This is a genomic window from Pseudomonas sp. GW822-FHT05A08, from assembly GCF_058800485.1.
The window spans coordinates 3,786,573-3,805,582 of sequence record NZ_CM179511.1 but is presented as its reverse complement, the minus strand read 5'-3'; the positions used below and the strand labels follow the sequence as shown (position 1 = coordinate 3,805,582).

The following is a 19,010-nucleotide window of genomic DNA, read 5'->3' as shown; positions in this document are numbered from 1 at the left end:
TGGAGGTGCGCCATGAGCCAGTATCAACGTTTGTTGCTGGTCATCGACCCGGCAATGCGCCAGTCCCCCGCGATTCCGCGTGCCGCTGCCCTGGCCAAGGCCAGCGGGGCGAGCCTGCATATCGCGGCCTTGCTGAAACCGGCGTCGATTCTTTCCCTGTTCGAGCACAACGTGCGCAATGAAGCGCGCGAACGTTACCGCCTGGGGCACCAGGAATGGTTGCAGGAGGAGGTGCATCGCCTGCGCGGCCATGGTGTCAAGGTCAACGGCGAGGTGGCTTGGGCCGACGACCTGCTGGAGGAAATCCTGCAGCACGTCGCGGAAATCCAGCCCGACCTGCTGATCAAGGACGTGCAGCACGAACCGGCGCTCAAACGCGCCTTTCTCACGCCGATGGACTGGCACCTGCTGCGCCAGTGCCCGGTACCGCTGTACCTGATGGGTCGCCACGGCCATACCTTGCCGCAAATGGTGGTCGCGGCGGTCGACCCGTCGCGGCCGGAGTACCAGCACAACGGGCTCAACGACCGGATCATCCACGAAGCCAACAGCCTGGCCCTGCAATGCGATGCCGAGCTGCACCTGCTGCACGCCTATGACGTGTCGTCGGTCTACCTGGGCGATGCCGGGGGCGGTGGCCTGGTGCTGGCGGACCTGACCCGGGAACTGCGGGTGACCCTGGAAAAAGCCTTCCTGGAACTGGCCGAGCGTTATGGCGTGCCCGAGGAACGCCGGCATTTCATCCTCGGACAACCGGTCACCGTGCTGGCCAACTTCGTCACCGAGAACCAGGCCGACGTGCTAGTCATGGGCCGCGTGCATCGCCAGGGCCTGGAGAAACTGGTGGGCAGCACCACCGAGCACGCGTTGTATCAGGTGCCCTGCAGCCTGCTGGCGCTGTAGCCGGGCGCCTTGGGAGGTGAGACATGAGCGAATATCCGTCATTGCAGATGACCCTGCGCAACCGTCAGGCGGCCGGGCAAGGGCTGGTCGCGCCGTTGCAGAAATACAGCCGCCGGCCCGAGGTGATCGTGCTGGCGTTGCCCCGGGGCGGGGTGCCGGTGGCCTGGGAAATCGCCCGGGCCTTGGAGGTGCGGCTGGACCTGATGCTGGTGCGCAAGCTTGGCGTGCCCGGCCATGAAGAACTGGCAATGGGCGCCATCGCCAGCGGTGGTATCCGCATCCTCAATCAGGACGTCCTGGGCAGCCATCACCTCGGTGATGCCGCGCTGCAAGCGGTGACCATACGGGAAACCCAGGAGTTGCAGCGCCGCGAGCGGGTCTACCGTGGCGACCGGGCCGCGCCCGACCTGCGTGACCAGGTGGTGATCCTGGTGGACGACGGGCTGGCCACCGGCGCCTCGATGCACGCCGCGGTACAGGCGGCGCGCCTGCAGCACCCGGCGCGGATTGTGGTGGCCGTGCCCCTGGGGCCGCAGGAAACCGTCGACACCCTGAGTTTCGAGGTCGACGAGCTGATCTGCCCGATCACGCCCCTGTGGTTCGTGTCGATCGGCAATGGTTACGCGGACTTTGCCCAGACGTCGGACGAGGAGGTGATCGACCTGTTGCAGCGCGCCTGGCAGCGGCCCTGCGAAGGCGGTTCGGCATGAAGGCCCGGGCTGCCTGAACGCGGGCGCTCCGGAACCAAAACCGCCGTTGCCCCTCCAAGCTGTGCCCGGCGCTGCGCACAGGCCGGGCGAGGGATCCATGGGCGAGGGATTTTTGCCATTGAGGTGACGACCGCAACGGTCCGGCACAGGGCAAAACATGAAACAAGGCTTCAAGCTTCTCTGCGCAGTGTTGCTCGCCGCTGGTCTGGGCGGTTGCATCGCTGCCCCCATCGAAATGACCGCGCAGACCGAGCAACGCCTGCGCGCCCAGGCGCCGATCCGCTTTCTGTTGACCTTCGACGACGGCCCCAGCGCGTCCAGTTTGTACAACCCGACCGAACGGGTGCTCGACGACCTGCTCGACAATCCACTGCAACCGGCGATCAAGGCGGTGTTCTTCGTCCAGACCCGGGCCTCGCGGGCCGGCGGCAGCGACATAGGGCGGCGGATCATGGCCCGCGAGCACACCGAGGGCCATGTGCTGGGCTTTCATACCGCCACGCCGAGGCACACCAACCATCGCTCGCTCGACCCACCGGAACTGGAGGCGTCCCTGAACGACGGCAGCGCCGATATCGCGCTGATCACCGGTGTGCCGCCGAACCTGGTGCGCCCGCCATTCTGGAACTACGACAAGCGCACCTTCGCCGCCTACCAACGGCATGGCCTGCATGTGTTGCTCACCGACCTCAGCGCCAACGACGGCAAGGTCTGGGGTTTCAACGCCAGCCCACGGCGCCGGGCCAACATGCTGCGCCAGCTGTCGGAAGTGCGCGAACGCATTGCCCTGGGCCAGTTGCCGACGGTGGACGGAGTGATCCCGGTGGTGGTGACCTTCCACGACCTCAATCGCTACACCGCCCGCCACACCCGGGAATACCTGCAGATCCTGCTCGACAGCGCCCAGGCCACTGGCCTTGCGACTGCGCCCAAGCCGTTCTACGACGATACCGCGGCGCTGCAACGGGCGGTCATGGCCCGTACCGTCACCAACAGCGAACAGCCGGTGCGGTTGCCGGGGTTGTGGAACTGGCTGTGGGACAGGAATTCCCACTGAGCAGGCGTGACCGTTCGCATTGGGCAAGACATGACCGTCGGTCCGCCAGTGTCTCGCCAGGATCGAATAAAACGCTGGTTTTACAGTCACATGGGTGGTTGCAGGCGCCGGCCCCGCCGGTTCGCACAGGGCCCGCTGCGTTGCCGGGCTGCTTTGCCAACCCATCGTTCTGACCCAGGTTCTAGGACACTTCCATGAAGCGACTCGCGACACTCACCCTGACCCTTTGCTCCACGCTGCTGCTGGGTGGCTGCTACCCCCATTGGGACGACGGCCGACGCTACGATCGCGACCATGACGGTTGGCGCGACCACAGCCGTTATGACCGCGACTACTACCGTGATCGCGATCGTGACGACGACCGTTACGACCGCCGCTACGACCGGCGGGACAAGGACGGGCGCTATCGTCGCGACCGTGACGATGACGACGATGATGATTGAGTCGCCGGGCGCTTTTCGCCCGACCTGACAACGGCGCCCGAGGGCGCCGTTGTCGTGTGTGTCGGGCGTTACTTCACCGCATAGAACTTGCGCACATAGGCCGTGCTGTGCCACGCGCAGGGCGTGCCCTGGGCAACGAACAGCGTAGCGCCGGGGCCGGCGCTCAGGCGGCTGCCGTCTGCGCCCTCGAGGGTCACGCTTCCTTCCACCAGGTGCATCAGTTCATTGAGCTTGTGCGGCCGGCCGTGGCGGCGGTACGGCGTGGAATCCCAGACCCCGATCCGCAGGTCGCTGGCGTCGTCCTCGAAGGCGTTGCGCGAGCGGCATTGCGGTTCCGGGCCGATCAGGATCTGTGGTTCGGGAGCCGCCGAGGGCGAGAGCATGGCCCGCGGGTCGAGCAGCGTCAGGCCCGGTTCGGCGCCCGCCGCGGCACGGTTCACCGCGCAGAAGGCCCAGAGCGTGCCGGGTTCGGCCTCGAGCTTGAAGGCGCTGCCGCGGCCGATCACCACGCTGGCGCCCGGGGCCAGTTCCAGGGCCGGTTCCCCAGACGGCTCGGCGCTGTCGAGCAACACCTTGCCGGCGTGCACCACGAGCATTTCGATGTGGGGGAAATCCTCGCTGGCAAAACGTCCGCTGGTGCGTACGACACCGGCGGCAATGCCGTCGCTGCCGTTATAGGCAACCAGCCGATCGGCGCCGAAGGGGTCGTCACTGCCCAGGGCAGCAGGGGTGAACAGGCTGGCGTCGAAGCGGCCGTCGGCGCCTGCCAGCAGCAAAGCGGCGGGTGTGGACATGTAAAGGACTCTCTGGGGGGGGTGGAAAAAGGCGCCGCGACCCAGGGGCTCGCGGCGTTGCGGGTCAACCGATGGCCTGGGTCACCAGGGCGAACTGGCGCACGTTGCCGAGCGCCCGGGGCGGGGTGCCGCGGGCCATCTGCGCGACCTGGTCGACCTGTTTCAGGCCAGCGCTTTCCAGCCATTCGGCCAGGCCGCAGTCGGCCGGAATATCGATGCGCACGAAAGCATCGGCAACCTTGCTCAGCAGGCTGGCGATCATCTGCCGGGCCTGCTCGGCGGTTTCCGCGACCACCGGGCCGATGCAGCGGCCACGGCCGAACGGCCGCAGCAGGGCGAAGGCGCGCAACTGGCCGTCGCGTTCGATGCCGACGCCGTGCTCGACCACCGCGAACAGGTCTTCCAGCACCTGCTGGCGGTCCAGTCCGCTGCCGGCGTTGGCCAGGCTCAACTGGCGCAGGCGGTCGGCCTTGCGCAGCGGCCGGCAGCTTTCACCGGCGGGCAGGGCGCCCACCTCCGGCACCCGCACCAGGCCCTGATGCTGCTGGATCACGCCGAACTCGACGAAGCCCTGGCTGGCATACAGCGGCGCGCCGGCCAGGGTGGCGTTGAGGATCGGCGTGCGCGACTCGCAGGCGTGCAGGGCCTTTTCCATCAGGGCCCGGCCGATGCCCTGGCCCTGGTAGTCGCCGCTGACGATCACCAGGCCGATGGTGGCGTAGTCCCCCTGCAGGCAAGCGAAGGCACTGCCGATCAGGCGCTCGCCGTCCTCCACCACGAAGCCCTGGCCGACCCGCTGCAACATCGCCCAGTCTTCCAGGCGATGGGGCCACTTCAATTGCACGGACAGGGCGTGGGCCGCCGGCAAGTCGGCGACTGTCATCGGGCGGTACACATAAGCAGGGCGAGGGGTGGCGGACATGGCAAGACTCCGTGAAAAAGATAAGCGCGATCGTCGGCGATGCGCCTGTATCCCATCTGCGATCACGCCTGGCAAGAGCCCCGCGGCGATTCGGCAGAATCCCTAAAAGACCGGCCGGCAGACCACAGTAACTACTTAAAAGGGGCCCAAGGTCGGCAGCAAATGCTTGCGCTTTTTTCCTAGGATGGAGGCCTGGTTTTTACCGGCCGGGCCGGCCTTCGCCGACCTTATTGCCGCCTTCAAGTGGAGTGCTCCATGGATAGCTTCGATCCTCGTCTTGTCGCTGTGCGCAGCGCTCATTTCATCGCCGGCCAGTACCGCGACGCCGCGCCCGGGCTGGAGGTCTCGCGACCGTCGGACGGCCAGGCCTACGGGCAGTTGCCAATCGCCGACGCCGGGCTGGTGGACGAGGCGGTGAACAACGCCTGGCAGGCCTTCGCCCGCTCCGACTGGGCCAGCCGTCCGCCCCGGGAGCGGGCGCGGGTGATGCGGCGCTGGGCCGACCTGGTGGAAGCCGACGCGGCGATCCTGGCGCCGCTGGAGGCGGTGGGTTCGACTCGGCCGCATCAGGATGTGATCGGCTGGGACATTCCCTATGTCGCCGAAGGCATCCGCTTTTTCGCCGAGCTGGCGGACAAGCACGGCGGTTCGCTGGCCGCCACCCAGACCGACCGCCTGGGCATGCAGATCGCCGAACCCTACGGGGTGATCGCCGCCATCGCGCCGTGGAATTTCCCGCTGAGCATGGCCTCGTGGAAAGTCGCGCCGGCCCTGGCCGCCGGTAACGCGGTGGTGCTCAAGCCCTCGGAACTGACGCCGTTTTCCAGCCTGCGGTTCGCCGAACTGGCGCTACAAGCCGGGGTTCCGGCGGGCATCTTCAACGTTGTGCAGGGCGACGGCCGGGTCACCGGCGATGCCCTGTGTCGCCATCCGCGGGTGGCCAAGGTGACCTTCACCGGCTCCACCGCCACGGGGTCGAGCATCATGTCCACCTGCGCCCTGGTCGGCCCCAAGCCGGTGACCCTGGAGTTGGGCGGCAAGAGCCCGCAACTGGTGTTCGCCGACGTGCCGGACCTCGCCAAGACCGCGCACACCGTGGCCATGGCCATCACCGGCAACGCCGGGCAGGTGTGCGTCTCCGGCTCGCGGCTGCTGATCGAGCGCTCGATCATGCAGCCCTTCGTCGAGCACCTGCGGGCGTACTTCGAACAATTGCGCCCGGGGCCGACCTGGTCGTCGGCCAGCACGCTGTCGCCGATCATTTCCCGGCAGCAGGCGAATCGCATCGACGGCATCGTCCAGCGTTCGCGCGAGGCCGGCGCCGAGGTGCTCTGCGGCGGCGGGCTGTTCGACGGCCTGGGCGGCGCCTATTACCAGCCGACCCTGCTGACCGGCCTGGATAACCGCAACCCGGCGGTCTGCGAGGAGATCTTTGGCCCGGTGCTGACGGTGCAGGCCTTCGACGACGAAGCCGAGGCCCTGGCCCTGGCCGAGCATGCCACCTACGGCCTGGCCGCCGGAGTACACACCGCCGACATCAACCGCGCCCTGCGCCTGGTCCGGCGCCTGGAAGCCGGCACGGTGTGGGTCAACCGCTACGGGCGCAGCAACGACTACATCCTGCCCACCGGCGGCTACAAGCGCTCCGGCATCGGCAAGGACCTGGGGCGCGAAGCCTTCGAGGCCAACCTGCGCTTCAAGAGCGTGCTGATCGATATCGCCGGCTGAAAACCGTGATCGGCGGGGGCGGGTGAGTGGGGCGGTACGAAGTATGCATTGAACCTGCCGGCGCCGCCGCAGGCCGGCCGCCACCGGTTGGGGATCGACCGGCAGACACTCTGCGATTCAGCGAAACGGGCGCTTCCAGACGGGGGCGCCCGTTTTCGTTGGGGCCGGCGCAGGTTCTGCGGCGACCGGGCCCGGACTTGAGCCCCGGCGGCCGGCAAAGGTCCATAAAAGCGCATGAATACGGGCTTTGCCCAAGGCTGGCGCGCCCCGCAAAGTCTGCTGAGGGCACCCCGAAAAACGGTGGTTTGTATCGAGCAGCCCGCGCTTTTAACGCCATCTGCTGATTTCACGGTGTTGTAATGAAGCTGTGATTGCAACGCTGCATCAGGGCTCCGGCAGCCGCGCTCTTGCGTGTCACGCCATGACCTCAACGAACTTCAGGACCGCACTCAATGAGCTTTCTTCGTCCCAAATTCATTACGTTCGACTGCTACGGTACGCTGACCAACTTCCACATGGGCACCATGACCCGCGAGCTGTTCGCCGACCGCGTCGGCCCTGAACAGATGGACCAGTTCGTCAAGGACTTCTCGGCCTACCGCCTGGACCAGGTCATGGGCGACTGGAAACCCTACGACGAGATCCTCAAGACCGCGCTGGCGCGGACCTGCAAGCGCTGGGGCGTCGAGTACCGCGGCGAAGGCCAGCTGTACTACGACGCCGTGCCGACCTGGGGCCCCCATCCGGACGTGCCGGCCGGGCTGTCGAAGATCGCCGACAAGATCCCCCTGGTGATCTTCTCCAATGCCAGCGACAGCCAGATCATGTCCAACGTCGACAAGCTCGGCGCGCCGTTCCACAAGGTCTTCACCGCCGAACAGGCCCAGGCCTACAAGCCACGCCTGGCGGCCTTCGAGTTCATGCTCGACAACCTCGGCTGCGGCCCGCAAGACATCCTGCATGTGTCCTCCAGCTTCCGTTACGACCTGATGCCGGCCCATGACATGAAGATCAAGCACAAGGCTTTTGTCGCCCGTGGCCACGAACAGCCGGCCAACGCCATCTACGGCTACCAGCAGATCCCGGACATCGGCGGCCTGGCTGGGCTGGTCGGGCTCTGATCGGTCATGGGCGCTCTTCAAGGCTGGGTCAGGGAGTCAGGCATGGGCAGTGAATCCTATTGGCTCGACAGTGCGCCGGCCTTCACCGGGGCACAGAGCGGCGCGCTGCCGGACAGCGTCGACGTGGCGATCGTCGGTGGCGGTTTCACCGGGCTGTCCGCGGCCCGCGCGCTGGCCATGAAGGGCGCCCGGGTGGTGGTGCTGGAAGCCGGCCGGGTGATCGGCGAAGCTTCCGGGCGCAACGGCGGCCAGTGCAACACCGGGGTGGCCCAGGATTACGCCGCCCTCAGCGCCAGCCTCGGCGCCGAACGCGCGCGGGCCTATTACCAGGCCTATGAGCGGGCGGTGCAGAGCGTGGTGGCGCTGGTGGCGCAGGAGGGCATCGGTTGCGACCTCAAGCGCAACGGCAAGCTCAAGCTGGCGGCCAAGCCCCTGCATTACGAAGGGCTGGCGCGCACCTGCGAGCTGATCCGCCGCGAGGTCGATGCCGATGTCGAGCTGCTGTCCGCCGAGCAGGTACGCGGCGAAGTCGATTCCGCCGGTTTTCACGGCGGCCTGTTGCAGCGCAACGGCGTGCAGATGCACGTCGGGCGCTTCGGCATCGGCCTGGCGCACGCCGCGGCGCGCCATGGCGCGCTGATCTATCAGGACTGCGCGGTCCAAGGCTGGCAGGGCAACAGTGGCGGCTACCGGCTCGACACCGCGCGCGGTTCGTTGCAGGCGCGGCAGATCCTGCTGGCCACCGGCGCCTGCCAGCATGGCGACCTCGGCTGGTACCGGCGGCGCATCGTGCCGGTGGGCAGCTTCGTGGTGACCACCGAGGTGCTGCCGCAGGCCCTGGCCGAGCGGCTGCTGCCGCAGCAGCGCTCCTATGTCACCAGCCGCACCATCGGCAACTACTTCCGCCTGACCCCGGATAACCGCCTGCTGTTCGGCGGCCGGGCGCGCTTCGCCATGTCCAGCCCCAGTTCCGATGCCAAGAGCGGCAAGGTGCTGCAGGCGGCCATGGTGCAGATGTTCCCGCAACTGGCCGGGGTCGCTATCGACTACTGCTGGGGCGGGCTGGTGGACATGACCAGCGACCGGCTGCCCCGGGCCGGCGAACGCAACGGCATTTACCACGCCATGGGCTACAGCGGCCATGGCGTGCAGATGTCGGTACACATGGGCCAGGTCATGGCCGAGGTCATGGACGGCGCCAATCCATCCCTCAACCCCTGGCAAGACCTGGCATGGCCGGCGATTCCCGGGCACTTCGGCAAGCCCTGGTTCCTGCCGCTGGTAGGGGCTTACTACCGCTTCCAGGACTATCTGCACTGAGTTTGCTTCACCGTCGTTTTGCGTTTCCAGGACGCTCCGGTCAACCGCGAGCACTCGAGCCTTCTCATTATTCGACAGGTAGAACTGCTATGACTGACAACAAAGTCGATCCGCAACTGATTTCCGGCGAAGAAAGCCTGCGGGTTTTCGAAGGCCTGAACCGTGGCATGTCCCGCCGCAGCGCCTTGCGCATGCTCGGCGTGGCCGGTGTCGCCGCCGCGGGCGCCGGCAGCCTGTTCGGCAGTGCCGGCACCTTGCTCGCCAGCGACAGCGCGGCGCCGGGCAAGGGCAAGCCGGGCGGGCGCATCCGCGTCGCCGGGATGTCCAGTTCCACCGCCGACACCCTCGACCCGGCCAAGGGCGCGCTGTCCACCGACTATGTGCGGCACTTCATGTTCTACAACGGCCTGACCCGCTTCGACAGCCACCTGGTGCCGCAGCTGGAACTGGCCGAGCGCATCGACAATACCGACGCCACCCTGTGGATCATCACCCTGCGCAAGGACGTGACCTTCCACAACGGCAAGGGCCTGACCGCCGCCGACGTGGTGTTCTCGCTGTCGCGGCACAAGGATCCGGCCACCGGTTCCAAGGTCATGCCGCTGATGGAGCAGTTCGCCGAGATCAAGGCCAGCGGCACCCATGAGGTGCAGATCCGCCTCAAGGCGCCGAACGCCGAGCTGCCGTCGATCCTCGCGGTTTCGCACCTGCTGATCGTGCCCGAAGGCACCACCGACTTCAGCCAGGGCATCGGCACCGGGCCGTTCAAGGTCAAGGAGTTCAAGCCGGGCGTGCGCTCGGTCTCCGCGCGCAACCCGAACTACTGGAAGCCGGGCCTGCCGTACCTGGACGAGATCGAGTTCATCGCCATCGCCGACGAGCCGTCGCGGGTCAACGCCTTGCTCTCCGGGGACGTGAACCTGATCAACGAGGTCAACCCGCGTTCCACCGCGCGCATCGCCGCCAGCGCCGGGCACCGGGTGGTGGACGCGCCGTCGGGCAACTACACCGACCTGATCATTCGCCAGGACCAGCTGCCCGGCCAGAGCCCGGAATTCACCCAGGCGCTGAAGCACCTGCTGGACCGCGAACAGGTCAAGTCCGCGGTGTTCCGTGGCTACGCCGTGGTCGGCAACGACCACCCGATCGCCCCGGGTTCGCGTTACTACAACGCCGACCTGCCGCAGACCCCGTACGACCCGGAAAAGGCTCGTTTCCTGCTGAAAAAGGCCGGCATGGAGAAGGTCAGCATGCCGCTGGTGGCCTCGCCGGCCGCCACCGGTTCGGTGGACATCGCCGTGCTCCTGCAGCAGTCGGCCAAGCAGGCCGGGCTGACCCTCAACGTCAACCGCCTGCCCAGCGACGGCTACTGGTCCAACCACTGGATGAAGCACCCGCTGAGCTTCGGCAACATCAACCCGCGGCCGAACGCCGACGTGATCTTTTCGCAGTTCTTCCAGTCCAGCGCGCCATGGAACGAGTCGGGCTGGAAGAACGAGCAGTTCGACCAGTTGCTGATGCTGGCCCGCGGCGAAACCGACGACGCCAAGCGCAGCACGATGTACGCCGACATGCAGACCCTGGTGCACGACCACTGCGGCATCGGCATCCCGGTGTTCATCAGCAACATCGATGGGGTCGACCAGCGCATCAAGGGCTATGGCAGCAATCCCCTGGGCGGCTTCATGGGCTACATGTTCGCCGAGCAGGTGTGGCTGGACGCGTGAGGGGCGAAAGCAGGTTCCGTCGGGGCTGCAAGGCAGGAGGGAAGGGCGATGAATAGCAACACACTGTGGTTGATCGCGCGGCGCATGGGCGCCGCGGTCGTGACCTTGTTGATCGTGTCCATGGTGGTGTTCGCCATCACCGCGGTGCTGCCGGGGGACGCGGCGCAACAGGCCCTCGGGCAGTTCGCCACGCCGGAACAGGTGGCGGCGCTGCGCCTGAAACTGGGCCTGGACCAGCCCGGTGTGGTGCGTTACCTGCACTGGCTGCTCAGCCTGCTGGCCGGCGACATGGGCACCTCGGTGTCCAACGCCATGCCGGTCAGCGAGCTGATGGCCGGGCGGGTGCCCAACACCCTGATGCTGGCGGCGGTGACCGCGGTGGTCTCGGTGCCGCTGGCGCTGACCCTGGGCATCGGCTCGGCCATGGGCCGCGGCGGGCGCCTGGACAGCCTCCTGAGCTTCATCACCCTGGCCCTGGTGGCGGTGCCGGAGTTCCTGGTGGCGACCCTGGCGGTGCTGGTGTTCGCGGTGAACCTGGGCTGGCTGTCGGCCTTGTCCTACGCCAGCGAAACCCACTCGCTGCTGCAGTTCCTGCGCACCTACGCCTTGCCGGTGATGACCCTGTGCTTCGTCATCGTCGCGCAAATGGCGCGCATGACCCGCGCCGCGGTGATCGACCAGCTCGACAGCCCCTACGTGGAAATGGCCCGGCTCAAGGGCGTCAGCCCGGTGCGCATCGTGCTGCGCCACGCCTTGCCCAACGCCATCGGGCCGATCGCCAACGCGGTGGCGCTGAGCCTGTCGTACCTGCTGGGTGGGGTGGTGATCGTCGAGACCATCTTCAACTATCCCGGGATCGCCAGCCTGATGGTCGACGCGGTGACCAACCGCGACATGGCGCTGGTGCAGGCCTGCACCATGCTGTTCTGCACGGCCTACCTGGGCTTGGTGCTGATTGCCGATCTGTGCGCGATTCTTTCCAATCCGAGGCTGAGAAACCAATGACCAATCTCATGGTGAAGTCGACGCCGGCCACGCCCGACCTGGCGCTGGGCAAGGTGTCCCACGGGCCGTCCTGGCTCGGCCTGACCGGGGCCGCGATGTGTGTGCTGTGGCTGCTGGTGGCGCTGTTCGGCCCCTGGCTGGCGCCGCATCCGGTGGGCGAAGTGGTGTCCGCCAATGTGTTCGACGCCATGGGCGCGGCCTATCCGTTCGGCACCGATTACCTGGGCCGCGACATGCTCAGCCGGGTGCTGGTGGGCGCGCGGTTCACCGTCGGCCTGGCGCTGATTTCCGCGGTCCTGGCCAGCGGCCTGGGCACCGCCTGCGCCTTGCTCTCGGTGGTCGCGCCGAAATGGCTGGATGAGGTCATCAGCCGCCTGATGGACGCCTTTATCTCCATCCCCAGCAAGATGCTGGCGCTGATCATGGTCTCGGCCTTCGGCTCCTCGGTGGTGCTGCTGGTGTGCACCGCGGTGTTGAGCTTCACCCCCGGGGCGTTCCGTATCGCCCGCAGCCTGGCGGTGAATATCGAAGCCCTGGAGTACGTGCAGGTGGCCCGCACCCGCGGTGAGCGCCGGCTGTACATCGCCTGCGTGGAGATCCTGCCGAACATGCTCAACCCGGTGCTCACCGACCTTGGCCTGCGCTTCGGCTTCATCGTCCTGCTGCTCAGCGGCATGAGCTTCCTTGGCCTGGGCGTGCAGCCGCCGGACGCCGACCTCGGTTCGCTGGTGCGCGAGAACATCGGCGGCCTCAACCAGGGCGCGCCGGCCATCGTCATCCCGGCGCTGGCCATCGGCACCCTGACCATTGGCGTGAACCTGTTCATCGACAGGATCTCGTCGCGCCGCAGCCGCCGTCCGGGAGGTCATTGAGATGAGCCAGTTGATTCGAGTGCAAGACCTGCGGGTGGTCGCCGGCGGCGAGGGCGGCGAAGTGGAGATCGTCAAGGGTGTGAGTTTCGCCCTGGAGCAGGGCGAGGTGCTGGCGCTGATCGGCGAGTCCGGCTCGGGCAAGACCACCATCGCCCTGGCCCTGCTGGGGTATGCCCGCCGCGGTTGTCGCCTGGCGTCCGGGGTGGTGCGGGTCGGCGAACACGACATGCTGGCCCTGGGCGAGGAGCAGTTGCAGGGCCTGCGCGGCAATCGTGTGTCCTACATCGCGCAGAGTGCGGCGGCGGCCTTCAACCCGGCGAAGCGCCTGCTCGACCAGGTGCTGGAGGGCGCCCTGATCCACGGCCTGGACAGCCGCGCCAACCTGGAGGCCAAGGCCATCGAACTGTTCCGCGACCTGGCCCTGCCGGACCCGGAACACATCGGCCAGCGTTACCCGCACCAGGTCTCGGGCGGCCAGTTGCAACGGGTGATGGCGGCCATGGCGCTGATCAGCGACCCGCTGCTGGTGATCCTCGACGAACCGACCACCGCGCTCGACGTCACCACCCAGATCGACGTGCTGCGCGCCTTCAAACGGGTGGTGCGCGAACGCGGGGCCACGGCGGTGTATGTGTCCCACGACCTGGCGGTGGTGGCGCAGATGGCCGATCAGATCGTGGTGCTCAACGGCGGCCAGATCCTCGAACAGAGCGCCACCGCGCCGCTGCTCGAGGGCCCGGCCCACGATTACACCCGCAGCCTGCTGGCGGCCGCGCGCCCGGACTCGACCATTCGCCCGCCCAGCGACATCGCCGAGGACCAGCCGCTGCTGACCATCAAGGGCCTGACAGCCGGCTACGGCAACAAGAACCTGCAAGGCATGCCGATGATCCGCGTGCTGGAGGACATCGACCTGACCGTGCGCCGTGGCCAGGCCATCGGCGTGATCGGCGAGTCCGGCTCGGGCAAGTCGACCCTGGCGCGGGTGGTGGCTGGCCTGCTGGCCCCGGCCCTGGGCAACCTGACCTTCGACGGCCAGCCCCTGGGCGGCAGCCTGTCGAGCCGCACCGACGAGCAGTTCCGGCGGATCCAGATGGTGTTCCAGAACGCCGACACCGCACTCAACCCCATGCACAGCGTCAGCGCCATTCTCAGTCGGCCGCTGAAGATGTATTTCGGCCTCAAGGGCGCGGCGCTGCGCCAGCGCATCGACGAACTGCTGGACCTGGTGCGGCTGCCGCGCACGCTCGCGCAGCGGCGGCCCAACGAGCTGTCCGGCGGGCAGAAGCAACGGGTCAACCTGGCCCGCGCGCTGGCGGCCAAGCCCGACCTGATCCTTTGCGACGAGGTGACGTCGGCCCTGGATACCGTGGTCGGCGCGGCGATTCTCGAACTGCTGCGCGACCTGCGCCAGGAGCTGGGGGTGTCCTACCTGTTCATCAGCCACGACATTTCCACGGTGCGCGCGCTGTGCGACGACATCGTGGTGATGTACAGCGGGCACAAGGTCGAGGCCGGCAGCCGCGCGGCCTTCGGCCAGGCGCCGTTCCATCCCTATACCGACCTGCTGATCCACTCGGTGCCGGAGCTGCGCCAGGGCTGGCTGGAAAGCTGCGGCAGCACCTGCGCCAGCCTGCCGCCGATCGGCGCCAGGGCCAATGTGCCGGAGCTGTGCACCTTCCTCAATCGCTGCCCGGTGCGCATCGACGGCCTGTGCAACCGCACCGCGCCGAACCGCCGCGCCATCGACGGCGGCAGCGAGATCCTCTGCCACCGCGACAGCGGCGAGTTGCTGCAGAGCCAACAGAACTTCAATGGCATGACCGAGGGAGCCTACGCATGAAGGGGCGTTTTGTACGGCTGGGCGAGCGCGAACGGGCGCCGGTACAGCTGCGGGTGGACGGGGAGCCCATCGAGGCATTGCAGGGCGACACGCTGATGGTGGCGTTGCTGACCCAGGGGACGGCCCTGCGCCAGTCGGAGTTCGATTCCGGCCGGCGCGCCGGCTTCTGCCTGATGGGCGCCTGCCAGGACTGCTGGGTCTGGACCCGCGCCGGCGAGCGCCTGCGCGCCTGTTCCAGCGAGGTCCGCGAGGGCCTGGACATTCTCACCACACAACCGGAGGCGGTATGGCCACTGCACGGCTGAACATCTCGTCCGGCAGCGCGCCGCGGGTGGTGATAGTCGGCGCCGGCCCGGCCGGCACCCGCTGCGCCGAAACCCTGCTGGCGGCCGGCATCGTGCCGACCCTGGTCGACGAAAATCGCCGCGACGGCGGGCAGATCTACCGTCGCCAGCCCGAAGGTTTTCGCCGCGACTACGCCACCCTGTACGGCAGCGAAGCGCACAAGGCCCGGGCCCTGCACGACAGCTTCGAGCGCCTGCGCTCGCGCATCGACTATCACCCGGACACCCTGGCGTGGAACCTGACCCCGGGGCAGCTGTGCTGCGTCAGCCAGGGCCGGCACTTCACCCTGGACTACGACGCGCTGATCCTCTGCACCGGCGCCACCGACCGCCTGATGCCGCTCGAAGGCTGGCAACTGGCGGGCACCTACAGCCTGGGCGGCGCGCAGATCGCCCTCAAGGCGCAGTCGGTGTCCATCGGCCACCGCGTGGTGTTCATGGGCAGCGGGCCGCTGCTGTACCTGGTGGCCAGCCAGTACCTCAAGGCCGGGGCGCAGGTCGCCGCGGTGCTCGACACCTCGCCGCTGGGCAAGCGCATCGGCGCCTTGCCGAAACTGCTGGCGCGCCCGGGATTGCTCTGGACCGGCATGAAGCTGCTGGCGCGGCTGTGCCTGGCCCGGGTCCCGGTGCACCTGGGCATCCAGCCGATCCGGGTACTGGGCGATGCCCAGGGCGGGGTCAGCCTGGTGCAGGTCAAGACCGCCAAAGGCGACAGCCTGGATGTCGAGTGCGATGCCCTGGCCCTGGGCTATCACCTGCGTCCGGAAACCCAGTTGGCCGACCTCGCCGGTTGCCGCCTGGCCTTCGACCCGGCGTCCAGCCAATGGCTGCTGGAACTCGACGAGGCCGGGCGCACCAGCGTCAACGGGGTCTACGCCGCCGGCGACGGGGCGAAGATCCGTGGCGCCGACGCCGCCGAACACGCTGGACGCCTCTCGGCGCTGGCTCTGCTCGAGGATCTGCAACTGCCGGTCAACGCCGCGGAACGGGACGAACAGCGCCAGGCCCTGGCGGTGATGGACCAGTTCCGTCTGGGCCTGGCCCAGGCCTTTCCCTGGCCGAGCGCCCAGGCCAAGGCACTGCCGGACACCGCCATCGTCTGCCGGTGCGAGATGATCAGCGCCGGCGAACTGCGCCGCACCGTGCGCGAGAAGGGCGCCTGCGAGGTCAACCGCGCCAAGGCCTTCAGTCGGGTCGGCATGGGCCGCTGCCAGGGCCGCTACTGTTCCCAGGCCGGGGCCGAGGTGATCGCCGCCGCGGCTGGGGTCGCGGTGCAGGAGGTCGGCCGGCAGCGCGGCCAGGCCCCGGTCAAACCCCTTTCGATGCTCACCGGGGAGGTGACGCCATGACCGTGCAACAGTCCGATGTGCTGATTATCGGCGGCGGCCTGATGGGCTCGGCGGCGGCGTTTTTCCTGCGCCGGCGCGGCCAGTCGGTGACCCTGCTGGAGCGCGACCAGATCGGCCAGTACGCCAGCGGGGTGAACTTCGGCAACGTGCGGCGCCAGGGCCGTTATCTCGGCCAGCTGGAGCTGGCCAACCGTTCCTGGGCTTTGTGGAAGCGCCTGCCGGAGCTGATCGATGACGACCTGGAGTTCATCGCCAGCGGGCATATGCGGGTGTGCTACCGCGAGGACGAAATCGCCGAGCTGGAAGCCTATGCCGCGGCGCCCGAGGCGCGTGAGCTGGACCTGCAGATCTACCGCGGCCGCGAGCTGCACGAGCGTTTCCCGTTTCTCGGGCCGGACGTCAAGGGCGGCTCCTACGCGCCCCATGACGGCCACGCCAACCCGCGCCTGGCGGCCCCGGCCTTTGCCCGGGCGGCGGTGCGCGCCGGGGCGCGGATCGAAGAACGCACCGAGGTGAGCGAGGTGCAGAAGGTTGGCGGCGGGTTCCTGGTCGGCACCAGCGACGGCCGCCAGTTCAGCGCCGAACGCCTGCTGATCACCGCCGGCGCCTGGGGCCAGAAGCTCTCCGAGCAGTTCGGCGAACCGGTGCCGCTGGACACCAACGGCCCGCAGATGGCGGTCACCGAGCCGGTGCCTTACGCCTTGCCGACGGTGATCGGGGTCTACACCAAGATCCCCGAGGAGGTGATCTACTTCCGCCAGATTCCCCGCGGCAACATCATCATCGGCGGTGGCTACCGCAGCAAACCGGACATGCTCACCAGGCGCGCCCAGGTCGAACCGCGCAGCATCCTCAACCAGATCCAGCAGATGCGCCGGCTGCTGCCGGGCGTCGGCAACCTCAACATCATCCGCGTGTGGAGCGGCATCGAAGGGTATCTGCCCGATTCGCTGCCGATCATGGGCCCCAGCGGCCAGGTCGACGGCCTGTACTACGCCTTCGGTTTCTGCGGCCATGGCTTCCAGCTCGGCCCGGGCGTCGGCGACGTGATGGCCGAGCTGATCGCCACCGGCAGCACCGGCACCTCGATCGACGCCTTTTCGATTCGCCGCTTCGCCGGCACCACCGCACAACGGAGCAAGGCCTCATGAAACCCCGGGTACTGGAGATCCTCAAGCGCCTGATCGCCTTCGACACCGTGTCCTCGGAGTCGAACCTGGCGCTGATCGAATACGTGCGCGAGCTGCTGCTGGGCAAGGGCATCGAGTCGCTGGTCGTCAAGGACGAAAGCGGGCGCAAGGCCAACCTGTTCGCCAGCACCGGGCCCCGGGAGTTGCCGGGGGTCCTGCTGTCCGGGCACACCGATGTGGTGCCCGCCGCAGGCCAGGCCTGGAGCCTGCCGGCGTTCCAGGTCACCGAGCAGGGCGGGCGCCTGTACGGGCGCGGCAGCTGCGACATGAAGGGGTTTATCGCCCTGGCCATAGACGCCATGCTCGATGCCGCGGACTGCACCTTGAGCCGGCCGCTGCAACTGGCGCTGTCCCATGACGAGGAAATCGGTTGTGTCGGCGTGCGACGGCTGCTGGACGTGCTGCACCTGGCGCCGGTGCGGCCGTTCCTGTGCCTGATCGGCGAACCCACCCATATGCAGTTTGTGCTCGGGCACAAGGGCAAGGGCTCGTACCGCGTCCATTGCCGTGGCCAGGAAGCGCATTCTTCCCTGGCGCCGCTGGCGGCCAACGCGATTCAGCTGGCCTGCGATTTCATCGCCGGTTTGCGCGAGAGCCAGCAGCGCCTGCGCGAGCAGGGCGCGCGGGACGCCGACTACGACATTCCCTACAGCACCGTGCACGTCGGGCAGATCGCTGGCGGCAAGGCGCTGAACATAGTGCCGAACCTGTGCACCCTGGATTTCGAAGTGCGTAACCTGCCGGCGGACGATCTCGAGCAGTTTCTCGAACAGATGCGCGAACGCGCCGAGCTGATCGTACGCGAGGCGCGCCAGCTTTCCGAGGTGGCGGCCATCGAGATCGAAACCCTGAATGTCTACCCGGGGCTGGAGACCCATCCGAGTGTCGAGGCGGTGCGTTTCCTCCATGACTTCGCCGCGCCCGGCACCGGCTACGCCAAGGTCGGCTTCGGCACCGAAGGCGGCCTGTTCAACCAGCGCCTGGGCATCCCGGTGGTGGTCTGCGGCCCGGGTTCCATCGAGCAGGCGCACAAGCCCGACGAGTTCATCGAGGTCAGCCAGATGGACGCCGGCCAGCGTTTTCTCGAAGGCCTGCTGGGTTCCCTGAAACGCTGAGCCGGCCCCAGCAGCCGCTGCCGCAGGCTGCGATCGGGCGCTAGCCCGCCAAGCTGTATCCCGGATCGGCCTGATACACCGCGGTCAGCGGTTTTGCGACGGCTGCGCCGCCGATCGCAGGCTGCGCCAGCGGCTACATCGATCCCGGTTTTCCTGCTGAACGCCGAACCCTGTAGCCGCTGCCGAAGGCTGCGATCGGGCGTCAGCCCGCCAAGGCTGTATCCCGGATCGGCCTGATGCACCGCGATCAGCGGTTTTGCGACGGCTGCGCCGCCGATCGCAGGCTGCGCCAGCGGCTACATCGATCCCGGTTTTCCCTGGCGAACGCCGGCCCCTGTAGCCGCTGCCGAAGGCTGCGATCGGGCGTCAGCCCGCCAAGGCTGTATCCCGGATCGGCCTGATGCACCGCAGTTATCTGTTTTGCCACGGCTGCGCCAGCGGCTACAGGGCGGTGTTCAGGTTCTCGGTAGAGCCTGCTGTGACGCCGCGTTTTTCAGCATCCGACGCTGTCGGCCCGGCGCTTTCAGCATCCTGGGCTGCGGTGCCTGCTTAGACTGGGGGCTGTCT

At 67.8% G+C, this 19,010-nt stretch carries 17 protein-coding genes; 15 read left to right on the top strand and 2 right to left on the bottom strand.

What is annotated here, in order from left to right:
• The first annotated feature begins 12 nt into the window (after nucleotides 1–12).
• The 4 genes from AC3RCP_RS16985 (at nucleotide 13) to AC3RCP_RS16970 (ending at nucleotide 3,113) form a co-directional block, all read left to right on the top strand.
• A complete protein-coding gene (locus AC3RCP_RS16985) occupies nucleotides 13–903 on the top strand; it encodes a universal stress protein (protein WP_053261340.1) in 891 nt (296 codons plus the stop codon).
• A 23-nt stretch (nucleotides 904–926) separates the two neighbouring features.
• Entirely contained in the window at nucleotides 927–1,613 is a 687-nt protein-coding gene (locus AC3RCP_RS16980; protein ID WP_457240878.1) for a phosphoribosyltransferase, read from the top strand.
• 157 nt (nucleotides 1,614–1,770) lie between these two features.
• Entirely contained in the window at nucleotides 1,771–2,670 is a 900-nt protein-coding gene (locus AC3RCP_RS16975; protein WP_101338096.1) for a polysaccharide deacetylase family protein, read from the top strand.
• Between the two features lie 194 nt (nucleotides 2,671–2,864).
• Entirely contained in the window at nucleotides 2,865–3,113 is a 249-nt protein-coding gene (locus AC3RCP_RS16970) for a hypothetical protein (RefSeq protein ID WP_053261337.1), read from the top strand.
• Between the two features lie 68 nt (nucleotides 3,114–3,181).
• Here the strand turns inward: AC3RCP_RS16970 and AC3RCP_RS16965 are convergent, their stop codons facing one another.
• On the bottom strand, nucleotides 3,182–3,907 hold the full coding sequence (locus AC3RCP_RS16965) for a cupin domain-containing protein (protein ID WP_274303234.1): 726 nt from the start codon (nucleotides 3,905–3,907) through the stop codon (nucleotides 3,182–3,184).
• A gap of 64 nt (nucleotides 3,908–3,971) precedes the next feature.
• Nucleotides 3,972–4,829 carry a GNAT family N-acetyltransferase gene (locus AC3RCP_RS16960; protein WP_492571352.1) on the bottom strand — a complete coding sequence of 286 codons (858 nt, stop codon included), beginning with the start codon at nucleotides 4,827–4,829 and terminating at the stop codon, nucleotides 3,972–3,974.
• 255 nt (nucleotides 4,830–5,084) lie between these two features.
• Between AC3RCP_RS16960 and AC3RCP_RS16955 the strand changes: the two genes are divergently transcribed.
• From AC3RCP_RS16955 to argE, 11 genes are all read left to right on the top strand, one after another.
• Nucleotides 5,085–6,557, top strand: coding sequence for an aldehyde dehydrogenase family protein (locus AC3RCP_RS16955; RefSeq protein WP_492571353.1), 1,473 nt, complete (start codon nucleotides 5,085–5,087; stop codon nucleotides 6,555–6,557).
• 452 nt (nucleotides 6,558–7,009) lie between these two features.
• Entirely contained in the window at nucleotides 7,010–7,678 is a 669-nt protein-coding gene (locus AC3RCP_RS16950) for a haloacid dehalogenase type II (RefSeq protein WP_062825965.1), read from the top strand.
• 42 nt (nucleotides 7,679–7,720) lie between these two features.
• Nucleotides 7,721–8,998: an NAD(P)/FAD-dependent oxidoreductase gene (locus tag AC3RCP_RS16945; protein ID WP_492571354.1), complete on the top strand. Its 1,278-nt coding sequence runs from the start codon at nucleotides 7,721–7,723 to the stop codon at nucleotides 8,996–8,998.
• An 89-nt stretch (nucleotides 8,999–9,087) separates the two neighbouring features.
• A complete protein-coding gene (locus tag AC3RCP_RS16940; protein ID WP_492571355.1) occupies nucleotides 9,088–10,725 on the top strand; it encodes an ABC transporter substrate-binding protein in 1,638 nt (545 codons plus the stop codon).
• Nucleotides 10,726–10,773: 48 nt separating this feature from the next.
• Nucleotides 10,774–11,730 carry an ABC transporter permease gene (locus tag AC3RCP_RS16935; RefSeq protein WP_492571356.1) on the top strand — a complete coding sequence of 319 codons (957 nt, stop codon included), beginning with the start codon at nucleotides 10,774–10,776 and terminating at the stop codon, nucleotides 11,728–11,730.
• Nucleotides 11,727–12,602, top strand: coding sequence for an ABC transporter permease (locus AC3RCP_RS16930; protein WP_009044026.1), 876 nt, complete (start codon nucleotides 11,727–11,729; stop codon nucleotides 12,600–12,602). Before AC3RCP_RS16935 ends, AC3RCP_RS16930 begins: the two co-directional genes overlap by 4 nt.
• A gap of 1 nt (nucleotide 12,603) precedes the next feature.
• Nucleotides 12,604–14,445 (top strand): ABC transporter ATP-binding protein, encoded by a 1,842-nt coding sequence (locus tag AC3RCP_RS16925; protein WP_101338090.1) that lies wholly within the window; start codon nucleotides 12,604–12,606, stop codon nucleotides 14,443–14,445.
• On the top strand, nucleotides 14,442–14,750 hold the full coding sequence (locus AC3RCP_RS16920; protein WP_101338089.1) for a (2Fe-2S)-binding protein: 309 nt from the start codon (nucleotides 14,442–14,444) through the stop codon (nucleotides 14,748–14,750). The genes AC3RCP_RS16925 and AC3RCP_RS16920 overlap by 4 nt, the downstream gene beginning before the upstream one ends.
• Nucleotides 14,732–16,138 carry an FAD/NAD(P)-dependent oxidoreductase gene (locus tag AC3RCP_RS16915; RefSeq protein WP_492571357.1) on the top strand — a complete coding sequence of 469 codons (1,407 nt, stop codon included), beginning with the start codon at nucleotides 14,732–14,734 and terminating at the stop codon, nucleotides 16,136–16,138. The genes AC3RCP_RS16920 and AC3RCP_RS16915 overlap by 19 nt, the downstream gene beginning before the upstream one ends.
• The gene (locus tag AC3RCP_RS16910) at nucleotides 16,135–17,289 is read left to right on the top strand and encodes an NAD(P)/FAD-dependent oxidoreductase (RefSeq protein WP_101338087.1); all 1,155 of its coding nucleotides are present in this window, start codon (nucleotides 16,135–16,137) and stop codon (nucleotides 17,287–17,289) included. Before AC3RCP_RS16915 ends, AC3RCP_RS16910 begins: the two co-directional genes overlap by 4 nt.
• The gene (argE, locus tag AC3RCP_RS16905) at nucleotides 17,286–18,443 is read left to right on the top strand and encodes an acetylornithine deacetylase (protein WP_492571358.1); all 1,158 of its coding nucleotides are present in this window, start codon (nucleotides 17,286–17,288) and stop codon (nucleotides 18,441–18,443) included. Before AC3RCP_RS16910 ends, argE begins: the two co-directional genes overlap by 4 nt.
• Nucleotides 18,444–19,010: the final 567 nt, after the last annotated feature.